Here is a 14,293-nt window from a genome sequence, read left to right on the forward strand (position 1 = left end):
GACCGTTTTCATAATTTTGTTCGTTTTTGGGGCGTAGATAATGCTTTTTTTTCCTTCTATAGGATAGTTCATTAAAATTTCGTCTCCGTTAAGGCGTATAGAACGCTTCTATATAACATTCACCACAATTTCCCTAGCGTTCGGTCATTAATAATCCTTATATTGGAAAAAAACCCCTAAAATAAAATAAACTAATAAACCCAAACCACCAACAAAAAAAGAAGATCCCCCTTACCCACAAGGGATCTTCTCCTTCTTTTTAAAAAACAAATTAAGCTCTTGAAACGTAAGAAGAATCAGTCGTATTGATAATCAATACGTCTCCTTCGTTTACGAAGAACGGTACGTTAACTGTTACACCAGTTTCCATAACTGCTGGCTTAGATCCGCCGGAAGCTGTGTCGCCCTTGATGCCTGGCTCTGTTTCCGCTACTTTAAGTTCTACTGTATTTGGAAGCTCGACTCCAAGCGTCTCGCTTTGGTACATCATGATGGCAACTTCCATGTTTTCTTTTAAGAATTTCAGTTCGTATTCGATTTGAGCAGATGGAAGCTCCAACTGGTCATAGGACTCGTTGTCCATGAATACGTGCATGTCGCCGTTTGCATAAAGGTACTGCATTTTGCGGTTGTCGATCTGTGCTTTTGCTACTTTTTCACCAGCACGGAATGTTTTTTCTTGGATAGCACCATTACGTAGGTTACGTAATTTAGAGCGTACGAATGCTGCTCCTTTTCCTGGCTTAACGTGTTGGAAATCCATTACACGCCAAATGCCATTGTCCACTTCAATTGTTAAACCTGTACGAAAATCGTTTACTGAAATCATTTATTAGTTCCTCCTAAAGCTATGTAAAATAATGCCCTACCCGTATTGTATCCTTGAGTACCGTACTCTAGTCTACACGACGTTAGATACATTTTTACAAAATAATAAGTTCTTTTGTAGAGAAGGAAAGTGTTTCGTTACCTGTTTCTGTAACGATTGTATCGTCTTCGATACGCACTCCGCCTAATCCAGCGACATAAATACCAGGCTCTACTGTTACAATCATTCCCGGTTCTAGAACTGTGTCTGATTTCACAGATAGAGAAGGACCTTCATGCACTTCCATTCCAAGTCCATGACCAGTAGAATGTCCAAAGTACTCTCCATATCCTTTTTCCGTAATATAATCACGTGTCAATGCATCCGCTTCACGGCCGGTGATACCTGCCTTAATGCCTCTCATGCCTCGTAACTGTGCTTCTAATACAGTATCATAAATCGTTCTCAGCTCATCGCTTGGCTCACCCACAGCAAGTGTTCTTGTAATATCAGAGTTGTAGCCTTTGTAGTAAGCTCCAAAATCAAGTGTTACAAACTCACCTTTTTCAATCACTTTATCTGAAGCGACGCCATGAGGTAGGGCAGAGCGGTAACCAGAAGCTACGATAATATCAAAGGATGATGAAACAGCGCCTTGTTTTCTCATGAAGAATTCTAACTCGTTGGAAACATCCAATTCTGTTAGCCCTGGCTTGATGTATGTAAGAATATGTTCAAAAGCTGCGTCAGCAATCTGTGTAGCTTCCTTTAATATCTTAATCTCTTGTGCACTCTTAATCAAGCGTAACTTTTCAATAACGCCAGAAACAGGGACAAGATCTGCTTTAATCGTTGTTTTGTAGTTTAAAAAGGTAGAAAAAGTAACATGATCTTGTTCGAAGCCAAGTTTGGCAACTCCAAGGTCTTTGACCACATTTGCAATTTCGTCTACCAGTCCGCCTTTATGCTGGACGATGTCAAAGCCTTCACACTGTTTGGCAGCTTGTTCCGTGTAACGGAAGTCCGTAATGAATACCGCTTTGTCTTCTGTTACGACTGCCACACCTGCCGAGCCGGTAAAACCAGTGATATATTGGCGGTTCTTTCCGCTTGTAATTAGTAATGCATCAATTCCTGAAGCTTGAAAGCTCTCTCTAAGTTTTGTTAATTTTGTCATCTTGCTATTCCCCCTTGTTATGATTTAATAAAGCTAATAGTGCCAGTTCGTATCCATAAAAGCCAAGGCCTACAATCTGGCCTGTTGTTACAGGTGCGGTAACGGATGTGTGTCTGAATTCTTCCCGCTTATGTATGTTGGAAATGTGCACTTCCATTACCGGTACAGTTATGCTTGCAATGGCATCGCGAATTGCATAGCTGTAGTGGGTGAAGGCACCAGGGTTTATGACGATCCCGTCGAAATGGCCTTCCGCATCGTGAAGCTTATCAATGAGCTCTCCTTCGTGATTGCTTTGGAAACAAGTTAGTTCACACGAGTTTTTTCCTGCAAATGCCTGAAGTTGAGCTTCGAGATCCTGCAATGTTTGACTGCCATATACTGCGGGTTCCCTTAAACCCAATCTGTTTAGGTTAGGCCCGTTGAGAACAAGTAAGCGCATTCCTAAATCTCCTCTTTTTTTACTCTTATCCATTTCCGTTTCAGGTGTTCGCTTTCCGCGGGCGGATTGGAGGCCTCCTCGGCTAACGCCTGTTGGGTCTTCCCAGTCCCTTCCTTCCGGAGGAGTCTCACACCTTCCACTACAATCGACAAGGAAAACACTCTAAATTAATAAGAAAAAGAATGTCCAATTACTGAACATTCTATCACATTCCGTTATCCCCTACTACTCATTCGATGAGGATTGTGTTTGTTGGTTGGAGTTCTGTTTGTCCTGATTCTGCATTTCATTATACTCAAATGAGATGGAATACCCTACAAAAACCCCGAACAATATGTACAAGCATACATTTGTCACGTTCGTATCCAGTGTCAGTTCTTTCACTGTCTTAATGGAAGGAAACATTGGGTTTAATAAGAAGAAAACAAGTCCCCATAATGCAATGCCGTATACTATCCCAATCCAGAATTGCTGAAACTTTTTTAGGATTGCGGCATAAATGAGCGCAGCGCCGATGCCAAACAACCCAAGCATGATGAAACTAATAACATGCCCCAGCCATCCCTTTTTCCAATCCCCAAGTGCCCAGGGTTGAAGCACCACATTCGGACTAATTTCGGTAAAACTAAATATGTAGGCAATATATCCAATAATACTCCAAAGCACGCCACCGACAAAGCCGGTAATGATTACTTTTGTCATAAACCCCATCGGTTCTTCTTTTTGGTTTTGCTCTAATTTCTTATTATCACTCATTATTTTGCTCCCTTTCTTCTGCATCATTACACATATCTTTCCATAAGAACGACGGAACCATACAGTACAAGGGAACTTTTTCAGACAAAGAATCTCAGAGAGTAGAGGTTTTTTCAAGATTCGGGTAGAATATTAAGTAATAGAAATTTTTTCTTCTTAGAAAAGTTAGGTTGGTGCTATTTATGTCAAATGATTCAAAACCTGTTTATGGAGGACAGGCTGTGGTTGAGGGTGTGATGTTTGGCGGAAAACGCCATTATGTTACTGCCATTCGCAGAAAAGATGACTCCATTGAGTATCTTCAAGTGCCAAGAAAAACAAATCCGACATTACAGTCGCTTAAGAAAATTCCTTTTATCCGAGGAATCGTTGCCATTGTGGAAGCAGCAGGGAATGGATCCAAGCATTTGAATTTCTCCACGGAACGGTATGATGTGGATCCGAGCCAAGATGAGGAAGAGATTTATAATAAGAAAGAGCCTTCCAAACTGGAAATGATTCTTAGCGTTGCAGCTGTCGGGGTATTATCCTTTATCTTTGGGAAGTTCATTTTCACGCTTGTGCCTGTTTTTTTGGCAGAGCTAACAAAGCCAATTTTCCCGGGAGATTTTGCACAGGTATTGATTGAAACGGTTTTTAAATTGATGCTTCTATTAGCATACATATACTTCATTTCCTTCACCCCTATTATTAAAAGGGTATTTCAGTATCATGGAGCAGAGCATAAAGTGATTAACGCTTATGAAAACGGGAAAGAATTAACTGTAAGCAATATACAAGCACAATCAAGATTACATTATAGATGTGGCAGCAGCTTTATTCTATTTACAGTCGTTGTAGGCTTCTTTATATACCTTCTTGTCCCGACAGATCCTTTGTGGTTACGTGTTTTAAATCGTTTAGCACTCATCCCCGTCGTTTTAGGTATCTCTTTTGAAGTATTGCAGCTTACAAACAAAGTCCGCGAAATTCCTGTTTTAAAAGTTTTAGGGTATCCTGGCCTTTGGTTGCAACTGCTAACAACAAAGGAGCCAACGGACGACCAAGTAGAGGTTGCCATCCTTTCCTTTAAGAGATTATTGGAATTAGAACAAGATTCAGAGAAAAAGATTACCGAAGAAATAGTATAAAAATCCGCAACAAGCCTTATCCTAGAAAATATACTATTAAAACAATCAGTGGTGGTAACCATCGAAAACAAGCATACTGGTTACCTGGGAGGTGGCGAAAATGAAAAGAAGCTATCGGAAGCCAATTTTTTATACTCTAGTTTCTTTAGCAGCTTTTTATTTGATTATTCAATTATTTAGCAATCCAGGAGGATTATTTACGAGTCTCCTTTTAATTGTAGGGGGTGCAACCGTATTTTATTTGATTTTCCGCTATTTTATCCAAGGGAAAATGGGAGTAAAAACGGATGCCCGGTATAGTAAGGCTGTGAAGCAATCTAAAAAGAAATACGCAGCAACCGGAAACGCAAAACCATCTATCAGCCCGATTACATCTAGCAGAGATCGTGCAATCTCGAAACCTGCAAAACCGTCCGTACCAAAACGAAAATCCCCATCCCATCTGACCGTCATTGAAGGGAAAAAGGGCAAAAAGAAAAACCGCGCTTTCTTTTAAAGAAGGAAGCACGGTTTTTTCTGTATCAGTAACACCACTTCATCAAAAATGCCTCCGCTCTTTTTCTCCCTATCTCCACCAGTCCTCTTTTCCTTTCCTCAGTTAACGCAAATTCCGTGAGGGCAATATGGTCCATCGGGATAAAGATGATATCCTTCTCATGGCGACTTGAGATATGCTTGGCATCATGAGCATCTTTCATCGTCTCAAACAACGCACCAAACATGGTTATGGCATTATTTATTTTGTTGACTGGCCGATCCTCTTGTTTTGCACTTAATTGAATTCCAAGTACAGGACGAACTTTTGGGATGCGATCATTATCGAATAGCCATATTGGAAAATTACTCAATACTCCGCCGTCCACAAATAGATAGGTAACGCCCTTGCCCTTCAATTTTACAGGTTCAAAAAAATACGGAATACTGCAGCTCATCCTAACTGCTTTTGCTACAGAAAACTTCTTCGGATCCATATTATATTTTGGAAGATCATCTGGAAGGATAGCAATGGTACCACTTGTCAGATCAGAAGCAATAATTCTTAAATGGTCCTTAGGCAGATCACCAAAAGTTCTTATTCCCTTTGCAGCAAGCTTTTTCTCCATCCACCTCTCTAAAACATCCCCCTTATACAAACCAAGTCTCCAATACAAAAGCAGCCACTTCGTAATGGGGGAAGGCAATAATGTCCTTCTCTGATCCAAAAAATTCATAATATCTGTTTCATCTAGCATGTTACGGATTTCGTTTGAGGTATACCCTGCTGCTGTAAACGCGGCGACAATAGAACCCGCACTTGTCCCTGCTAACCGCTGAAACTTTAATCCCCTTCCCTCCACTGCCTGAAGCGCTCCGATAAGCGCAAATCCTTTGATTCCGCCACCTGAAAACACACCATCTATCTTCAATGGAATCCCTCCATCACATTGAAACGGATAACTTCCTTTTACATCTTTAATAAGGAAACGGCCAAAATATACCCTTTTCCTTGTCGAGAGCAAAAAAAGAGACAGACCTCACTGCCAAATGGCAAGGTCTATCTCCTTACTGGTTCTCTTCATTTTGTTTTTGTATGGTTTGCAAAGCTTCCACACGTTCTTTTTCCTCTTCAAAGTATTGAACAAGATCACCAATACGATCAATGGCATTCCAGCTTAAATGATGCTCAATGCCTTCTACATCTTCATAAATATTTTCCTCATTTACACCTATCACTCTTAAGAACTGCTCGAGTAATTCATGACGATATACTAATCGCTTACCGATTTTCTTTCCTTTAGAGGTAAGAACCAGTCCGCGATATTTTTCATAAATTAAGTACTGGTCTTTATCAAGTTTTTGAACCATTTTTGTTACAGAAGAGGGATGTACCGCCAATGCTTCGGCAATGTCTGAAACCCGTGCATATCCTTTATCTTCAATCAACATGTATATCTGCTCTATGTAATCTTCCATACTTGGGGTAGGCATAATATCCCTCCGTTTCCAATCCACGTTCTAAGCCGTCATATAAAATGATACCCTAACTCACGGGGGATGACAAGTTAGGGCTTTGTATAATTCTTTCCGTATTGCTAACTGTTGAAATGGAAGATTGGTATGTCGACTTTCACCTCTTTCAAGGAGTCTTGTTTTCTCTTGTAGCTTTGGGGTGTTTTCAGATTTAGAGTGGCTTTCTCTGTTACCGTTTGGATATTATGTGGATGGTTTTTGGGGGAGGGTGCGCTTCTCTACTACTGTTTTTACTTCTTATCGGTGGGTTCGGGCGCAGAGAGTGCTTCTCTACTACCGTTTTTACTTCTTATCGGCGGGTTCGGGCGCAGAGAGTGCTTCTCTACTACCGTTTTTACTTCTTATCAGTGGATTCGGGCGCAGAGAGTGCTTCTCTACTACCGTTTTTACTTCTTATCGGTGGGTTCGGGCGCAGAGAACGCTTCTCTACTACCGTTTTTACTTCTTAGCAAGTGGATTCGGGCGGAGAGTGTGCTTCTCTACTACCTTTTTTACTTCTTATCGGTGGGTTCGGGCGGAGAGTGTGCTTCTCTACTACCTTTTTTACTTCTTATCAGTGACTTTGGGCGCAGAGAACGCTTCTCTACTTCCGTTTTTACTTCTTAGCAAGTGGGTTCGGGCGCAGAGAACGCTTCTCTACTACCGTTTTTTTCTTCTTAGCAAGTGGGTTCGGGCGGTGAGAGTGCTTCTCAACTACCGTTTTTCTTCTTAGCAAGTGGGTTCGGGTGGTGAGAACGCTTCTCTACTACCGTTTTTGATTTTCATCAGGGATATTGGGTGTTTTAAGTGGAGACACCCCCGCTCTATCCCCATAACAAAAACGAGTATGGAATACACTAGTAATCCATATGTAGCTTTAAAATAAAGTTTGATCAAAAATATCTCACAAACCCACATCTTTCGTTAACTTAAAAGAACCCGTTTTGAAAAAAAGATTGATTAAAACAGGTTCTTTATTTGTGAAATATTACACATTTTTTGTAAAAAAGTTTGATCGTTTTCTGTGATTCGATCTTCAACAAAAGCGCCCTTTTATGGAATATGCCTTTTCTTAAACTATATTATTAATATTTGATATCCCTCTGAAGGGATATTCATAAATTTCTTTAATTATTTCCCGATACCAAATTATTTAGATTTAGAAATCTAAATCGGAAGTTTCTCCGGTTATAACATTTTTATAAAGCTTTGCTCCATCTTCCGTCTTTACTATTTCAAAGATTCCGTATCCCTGAGCCATAACAATAAAAATTTCATCATCTGTTTGCTCCCTCGTTAAGATTACCGCATATTCTTTTCCTGGCTCCATATTATAATCGTGCTCAGATGTGTAAGAGATAAATTTGGTTTCTTGTTCTTCTCTGGAGAGTTTGGTTAATCCCATTTTTTCTAAACCACTGTATTCATTCCCAACCCAAGAATCCAATAGGTTGGAGATTCTAATGTCTCCCCCTCCGATATATATCGTTTTTTTGCCGGATAAGGCTTTACCATAGATAGTTTCCTCAATCTCCACTTCTAACGGAGTGAAGGGCCTATAGGTATAGAAATTTTCATATTTGGGGAGTATTTCAGCCTCCCTACTAGTGTTAATAACTTGTAGGTGTACAATAGATGTCCCTTCTAGAATTAGGTTCCTTGGTTCTCTGGGATCCAACGCCCAAATGTTCTGGCCTTGAGAGACGGAATAAACATTCTCGGGGCTAATTTCTTCTTGGTTACTAACATTCTCTTTGTTCTCTATAGTTAGTACCTTCTCACTATGGGTTCCAGCGAGCTTTTGAAAGTCCTTATATTGACCACCATTACTCCAATTTAGGATTGCTGCCATAGTCAAAGTTAGCAATGTGGTGGCAATTATCTTTCTATTGAAAGGTATACCTCTTTTGAATTTAGCCTGACTCATTTCCAATTCCTTATTAATACGTATAGAGATATTGCTGCGTTTTTTTTCATTTATCTTATGATTTTTAGGAAACGATTGAAGCTCATTGTGGAGTCTGGAATCTTTCATATTTCTCTCCCTCCCATCTTTTTTTCCAGCGCCTTTAAAGCCCTATGGTAGCTGAGATTCACTTTACTCTCACTCCAATTCAGAGCTTGCGCAGTTTCTAGAACAGACAGCTCGTTAATTCCCCTTAACAAAAGTACGTCATAATAGCTTTGCTTAAGCATTCTTATTGCCATATAGAGCTCCAGCTTCCTTTCACTTAAACCCACAATTTCCTCTGGGGATTCCGAACCCTTTGCTGTCAAACTGAATTGTAAATATCGATTTCTTTTTAGCTCTTCTTTCCTTCTCTTTCTACTTTCATCAATCGCCACATTTCTGGCAATACTTATCAGCCAAGTTCTAGGGTTTGATTTACCCTTAAATTTATGTATGTTTTTTACTGCCTTAACAAAAGTCTCTTGTACAAAATCCTCCACATCCATACAGCCCGTGTAATAGATTAGGAAATTGTAAATGTCATTATGATATTCTTTGAACCAATCAGTTATCTCGTTTTCTTCTCTCATTCTTTCTCCCCCATGAACCCATATACTCATTAGACGATAGTTTTCATTAATTCTTTCACTTGAATATAAATTTTTTCATGTGTAATTAGTTATTTTTAATCCTTTTAAGATTTTAACAGAAAAAAGACACGTTGATTTACAACGCGTCCAAAGGAGTAGAGTTTAAATGGTGGCTGCACTTTTACTCCTCAAATGCGCCAGATTGCCGAAGACTCGATTTTCGAGATAACTTTTATATGTTCTTCGGAAGCTCCTAGTTTGTTGAGGTACAATTTCAAGCAGTTGATAATAAAATTTATTTTAATTTTTATCAATCAATCCGTCACCTCGCAATTGCCCCCCATGCGGTAACGATATCCAATCTAAACTGTAAATGTTATTCTTTGACTCATCTTGATATTTTGCTGAAAAAGAAATAACATACTCTTGATTTTCTTCTATAAGATTATATACATTAGCATCCTTAATTAATACCTTAAATGTTTCTCTATTTTCACTTTCTTCATAAGCATTATAGCCTATAATCCACATTTGAAGATATTTTCCTGGTTCAACATGATAACCTTTTTCCTCTATATACATTCCGCCAAAACTTTGACTGGAATACACATTCTCACTTCTAGCTCCAATAAAATAATAAAGAGCAATTAAAACCATTGGAATTAGGACAACTATCAGGATTAATATAATTTTCCTATCTCTCATAGTACACCCTCCTTTCTAAACACCTTATTCAAGAAACCTACCCTATTACTTAATACCAATTATTTCATAATCTAAAAATTCCTACAATATGATATTTTCTTTGGCCACGCCAAAAATGGCGCTGATCCTTGTTCCTGGATTGCGCCCTTTAATTGAATATGGTCCGGAATTACATCTCTTTATAAAATCAACTTTTCCAAAGAGAAACTTTACCATTATTAAAATGCAATATTTCATCAAAGATATGGAGTTTATCCTGGTCCAATCCATGAGCAGCAATTACAATTATCTTTCCTTCCATTTTTAATTTCTTTAGTGTATCAATGGTTTGATTCAAATTTTCTTCATCCAGTGCATTGAAAGGCTCATCCAGTAATATCAACTCTTGATCTTCCATTATCGCTTGACATAAACCTAACCTTTGCTTCATCCCTAATGAATATTCTTTCACTATTATATTACGATCCTGAAATAAATTTACTTGCTTAAGGGATGCCTTTATTTGCTCTTGTGATGTTTTATTCTTGATGGAAGCAAGGTAATTCAGATTATATAATCCGCTTTGATTTTCCAGGAATTCTGGATTTTCAATCATTACTCCAATGTCTAAGGGTTTGCTGTACTTTATAGTTCCAGAACTTGGTTTAATTAACCCACCTATTAAACGAAGAAACATTGTTTTTCCGCTTCCGTTATGCCCTTTTAATAAATAGATATTTCCACTTTCGAATTTCATTGTAATATCTTGTAAAATCACTTTCTTTTTTATTCGTTTTGAAACATTCATTAAATGAATCAAAAATACCACACTCCTTATTTATAAACACTCTTTGTATCTCCCTGCAAAAATAACTGAAATAACCAATAGAGGTGTAGCAACCATTAGATAAAGCATCAAAAGATAATCCAACAAAGATTCAGACATTCCAAAATGCCAAACGATATTAATAATGGTTGCAATTGATAGAAAGTTCATTCCTATATTAAGAAGAATCGCTAATGTATGATTGGAGAAAAGTAAATAAAGCAATGCATAGAAAAAATAGACATATAAGCCAAATAAATAAAGGTATAAAAAGTGAACAATTGAATTAAAAGATAAATCAATTTTAATGTTAAATATAAACGCAAACATGGTTATTAATACTATGGTTGTTAGGACGTAACTCAAACTAATAACCATACCTCTTCTAATTATTTCAAGAGTTAATTTTCGTTGGTATCGAACAAAAATCATTGGTTCCAAAAATTCTCTTCTTGTACAAAAAATAAGTAACGCTATAAAAATGGCATTGTTAAAGAGTAGTTTTTGAGATTTCGTTAGAGTCAAATAGAGCATAGTATCATTTATTGCATAGGGATGACTTGAAATGTTTCTGTACTCTAAAAGAACATAACTAAATACACAAATGTAACAGACCATCCATATTAACAAGCTTTTTGAGACTTTCATACGATATATTCCTTTGAATGCACTTTAATATTTAATAGATATAAAATTGTACATAATGCTATCAGGAAAATAGGTAAGGATAATGCGAAAGACAGAAAATACTTGATGGTACCTTCTTGAATAGGCATATATAAAATCAACAAATAAAAATCACTCCGTAATACCGCACCAACAATTCCTAACCCACTCATTATGTTATTCAAATTCATTTCAATAAAAGCATCAATGAACATCGTAAGTGTATAAACAATAATAGGAAATGCCTGAATAAAATATTTATTCTTTAAGAGGAAGGAAAGTAATGTTGTTATTCCTACAAGTAGATAGATAAATGTAATCAATAATAAAATGTGTCCTATCATTTGCCATGGATTCATGTTAATCCATAAGGTTGCTCTCTGCGTTGAGTAAACAGCCCCTGTAATATAAGTGAAAAATGCTAGTACACTAAAATAACAGACGATAAAGGAGAATATATAAAGAAATTGAGCCTTTAAGACTGTTTGAAGATATTTTTTATACACCACTCTGGCCATAATTAAATTTCCGTATCCTGATAGTAAAACCGAATGGGTTTGAAAACCGAGATGGATTCCAAAACCAATTAGAAGTAATATAACGAAGATAATATAATAGTCTGTTGACGACAAGAACTTATCAAAAAACGCCATAGATGTATAACTATTATATATTTCAATCGTAGTCGCTAAATTCATGTCTTCTTGTGGAGATTGGATTTGTTCCGCCCATTGTTTTTTTTCTACAAAAGTCATGTAATAACTAAGAACAACTGGAATTGTAATGACAACTGCAATAAATATATTAAATTTTGACTTAAAATATCTCACTAATTCTTTTTGTAACAAATCGCTACTCCTCCTAAAAATGTATTGTATTATACTAGAGATTAGATGGCCTAAAATCTCCTTTTAAACCATTTATTGGATAAGATCCGATTAGAAATGTATTTTCAGACATAGCGTTTTACTTTTCAGGTTTTCTCTTGATTCCAAAGATTAATTCCTTTATCTTTATTTTGAATATTTCTACTTCCCCTAAATATCTCTATTAACCAATATTCGGCTACCACCCTTAAAATCCCTTTAAACAATCCTACCATTCGAATCCATCCCTGTTTAAATTGAAAAAGCTTGTTCAACAATCTGGCCCGATTGCTGAACAAAGATTAATCTGGATACTTCCAATTAGGACCAGCACAATAACATTTTTTTCTTTATTTTATATATTCTTCTGCCTCTTACTTATATACTCTTCTAAATCAGGTTTTATTTTTTTAAAATTCTTGGCTTCTATTGCACAAGATTCCCTCAATTTCTCCCATCTCACGTAATTATGTTCTTCTAACATTTGATCTATCACGATGCAACAACGTCTAATCCGAAACTCTCGAACTGTTTCTGTAATTTCATTAAGCAACTTGTTAGTCTTTGGTAATTTTTCCACATAACTTTTGATTGAGAGGTTGAATATATTTAATCGTTTGCTAAATAGTTTACCTGTAATTCTAGTTGGCTTTTCTAATGCTATTAATTCTGGATAAACTTCCTTTATCTCTTGGTAATATTCTTGATCGCGTAAATTCCAGTCAGTTGCATTTGTTACCGTTGTTGCCTGACGTGTCTGAGGTAAATTAGCATCAAACCATTCTTTATCATTTTCAGATAGATACTTACATGCTCTTTGGAATTTTCGCCATAGCTGTGTTCTCGTAACATCAGGGCATTCCTTTATTGCTTCTGATAACAAGGAACGATAATATTCAATACGGTTTTCAGTATTATTTTTTAAAGTAACATTCGGATTATTCGGAGTATGCAGGGTATCACGTTTTGAAGGGAATTTGGCATCAAGCCATTCTCTATCATGATTATATAAATATGTAAAAGTTTTCTTTAAATCCGTTTGAAATTGCTTTCGGTTAGCATCCGGGTATTTCTCTCTCCACTCTAATAATTCTGCACGATATTTTTCAGTGAGTTCTGGGGATGTTATTTGAAGATCAATTAGTTTATAAATTGTCCTTTCACTTACATCTAACTCTGACGCAATTTCTTTACGACTTATTTTCATATTTACTAACTCTTCAAATTTTTCTTCCCATACATTGCCATAAGCTGTTATACGACTTTTACGCCACTTATCTTCCTCATTCTTATCTGGCCCTATTCTTGTATATTCAAAACCACATGAACATGAAAATTTACCAACAGGAACGTCCTTCTTATTATTTCTTATCAATTTCACCTCTGATATTACCAAATCTTTATAATGCTTCGCTGCTTTATTCAAACAAGGCCAAGGTCCACTCCCGAATGGACCATTATCTTCTTTTATTTCTAAAAACGAGTCAATATCTTGAACAAAGAAATATAGTAAAAGCAAATGACGAAATGGATGTACACTATTCCTCGAATAATTAGTAAGCATTATTTGCAACCATTGATTTTGTCCTTCAACTTTTACTGGTGACTCATACTTTTCCAAAAAACCCGGTGGAAACTTTGATAAAAAGGCTTTAAAAAGTTCTTCTCTTTTCAATCTAGTATTTGACAATATCCAATTATTTTCTCTCAAGAGCGTCCTATACTTTTGAAAGACTTTTTCGACGCTAAATTGGTTGATTGGTATTTGCAGTAATCGATAAGCCATTTTAGCTAACTTAACTTGTACCTCTTTGAATTCACAGGAATCACTTTCCTGTAAATCAGATAAATCCATTTTTCTTGTATCAAATCTTATGTACCCATGCCTGCTAAATACTCTATAATCAACCGGATACATCTTCAGTTTCATTTCATGGTGTGGACAATAATCAATACCTTGAAGCTGATGCTCACGGTGAACATATGGTTCACTGTATATATTAATATCGTTGTTGGCGCACTTTGAACAATAATATAACCCTTGTTTCCTACTAATTTTACTACCTGAAATTCCCAATCTCCCATGTATACCTTGTCCATTTGTACGGACATCTTCTAATACTTTCTTTTGACGCTCAATCGTAATAAATGGAGCGAAATATGGATATATTGTATTTTGGGCTAATAAGCTCTCTACTGAATAATTACTCCCCAAATTTTGCACCAATGTAGAGAAATGACTCCCAAACTCTATACTTGGTACAACGGTTCGACTTTTGAATAATTCCTCTAATGTATCTACAAAGTTGATATTACCATTATAAAAATGATAACGGCTGATAGCGGAATAAATCAATTCATTCGGGTAAGGATCAGTAAAAAACGGGAGCAAATAAATCACCACACTT

Annotated in this window: 15 protein-coding genes; 2 read left to right on the forward strand and 13 right to left on the reverse strand. The window is 36.8% G+C overall.

Going from position 1 to position 14,293, the window contains the following annotated elements; all coding sequences use genetic code 11:
* Positions 1-271 precede the first annotated feature (271 nt).
* The 4 genes from efp to AAV98_RS07395 all read right to left on the reverse strand — a co-directional run bounded on the left by efp (position 272) and on the right by AAV98_RS07395 (position 3,183).
* Positions 272-829, reverse strand: coding sequence for an elongation factor P (gene efp, locus AAV98_RS07380; RefSeq protein WP_060664926.1), 558 nt, complete (start codon positions 827-829; stop codon positions 272-274).
* Positions 830-923: 94 nt separating this feature from the next.
* Positions 924-1,985 (reverse strand): M24 family metallopeptidase, encoded by a 1,062-nt coding sequence (locus tag AAV98_RS07385; RefSeq protein WP_060664927.1) that lies wholly within the window; start codon positions 1,983-1,985, stop codon positions 924-926.
* A 4-nt stretch (positions 1,986-1,989) separates the two neighbouring features.
* Positions 1,990-2,427, reverse strand: coding sequence for a type II 3-dehydroquinate dehydratase (gene aroQ / locus AAV98_RS07390; protein ID WP_060664928.1), 438 nt, complete (start codon positions 2,425-2,427; stop codon positions 1,990-1,992).
* Between the two features lie 225 nt (positions 2,428-2,652).
* Positions 2,653-3,183, reverse strand: coding sequence for a YqhR family membrane protein (locus tag AAV98_RS07395; RefSeq protein ID WP_060664929.1), 531 nt, complete (start codon positions 3,181-3,183; stop codon positions 2,653-2,655).
* 182 nt (positions 3,184-3,365) lie between these two features.
* On the opposite strand from AAV98_RS07395, the gene AAV98_RS07400 reads away from it, so the two are divergent.
* On the forward strand, positions 3,366-4,313 hold the full coding sequence (locus AAV98_RS07400; protein WP_060664930.1) for a DUF1385 domain-containing protein: 948 nt from the start codon (positions 3,366-3,368) through the stop codon (positions 4,311-4,313).
* A gap of 100 nt (positions 4,314-4,413) precedes the next feature.
* Positions 4,414-4,809: an SA1362 family protein gene (locus tag AAV98_RS07405; protein ID WP_060664931.1), complete on the forward strand. Its 396-nt coding sequence runs from the start codon at positions 4,414-4,416 to the stop codon at positions 4,807-4,809.
* A gap of 25 nt (positions 4,810-4,834) precedes the next feature.
* Here AAV98_RS07405 and AAV98_RS07410 read toward each other — a convergent pair whose 3' ends face one another.
* From AAV98_RS07410 to AAV98_RS07450, 9 genes are all read right to left on the reverse strand, one after another.
* The gene (locus AAV98_RS07410; RefSeq protein WP_060664932.1) at positions 4,835-5,719 is read right to left on the reverse strand and encodes a patatin-like phospholipase family protein; all 885 of its coding nucleotides are present in this window, start codon (positions 5,717-5,719) and stop codon (positions 4,835-4,837) included.
* Between the two features lie 136 nt (positions 5,720-5,855).
* Entirely contained in the window at positions 5,856-6,281 is a 426-nt protein-coding gene (gene mntR / locus AAV98_RS07415) for a transcriptional regulator MntR (RefSeq protein ID WP_060664933.1), read from the reverse strand.
* Positions 6,282-7,461: 1,180 nt separating this feature from the next.
* Positions 7,462-8,337, reverse strand: coding sequence for a hypothetical protein (locus AAV98_RS07420; RefSeq protein ID WP_060664934.1), 876 nt, complete (start codon positions 8,335-8,337; stop codon positions 7,462-7,464).
* The gene (locus AAV98_RS07425) at positions 8,334-8,843 is read right to left on the reverse strand and encodes an RNA polymerase sigma factor (RefSeq protein WP_060664935.1); all 510 of its coding nucleotides are present in this window, start codon (positions 8,841-8,843) and stop codon (positions 8,334-8,336) included. The genes AAV98_RS07420 and AAV98_RS07425 overlap by 4 nt, the downstream gene beginning before the upstream one ends.
* Positions 8,844-9,143: 300 nt before the next feature.
* The gene (locus AAV98_RS07430) at positions 9,144-9,548 is read right to left on the reverse strand and encodes a hypothetical protein (RefSeq protein ID WP_060664936.1); all 405 of its coding nucleotides are present in this window, start codon (positions 9,546-9,548) and stop codon (positions 9,144-9,146) included.
* A gap of 187 nt (positions 9,549-9,735) precedes the next feature.
* Entirely contained in the window at positions 9,736-10,347 is a 612-nt protein-coding gene (locus AAV98_RS07435) for an ATP-binding cassette domain-containing protein (RefSeq protein ID WP_082380811.1), read from the reverse strand.
* Positions 10,348-10,365: 18 nt separating this feature from the next.
* A complete protein-coding gene (locus AAV98_RS20215; protein WP_156317687.1) occupies positions 10,366-10,719 on the reverse strand; it encodes a hypothetical protein in 354 nt (117 codons plus the stop codon).
* Between the two features lie 278 nt (positions 10,720-10,997).
* Positions 10,998-11,867, reverse strand: coding sequence for a hypothetical protein (locus AAV98_RS07445; RefSeq protein WP_060664938.1), 870 nt, complete (start codon positions 11,865-11,867; stop codon positions 10,998-11,000).
* Between the two features lie 373 nt (positions 11,868-12,240).
* The gene (locus AAV98_RS07450; RefSeq protein WP_082380812.1) at positions 12,241-14,289 is read right to left on the reverse strand and encodes a TnsD family Tn7-like transposition protein; all 2,049 of its coding nucleotides are present in this window, start codon (positions 14,287-14,289) and stop codon (positions 12,241-12,243) included.
* Positions 14,290-14,293 lie beyond the last annotated feature (4 nt).

Origin of the sequence: Bacillus sp. CHD6a, from assembly GCF_001293645.1 — a bacterium.
In the GTDB taxonomy this organism is placed as follows: Bacteria; Bacillota; Bacilli; order Bacillales; family Bacillaceae_I; genus Sutcliffiella_A.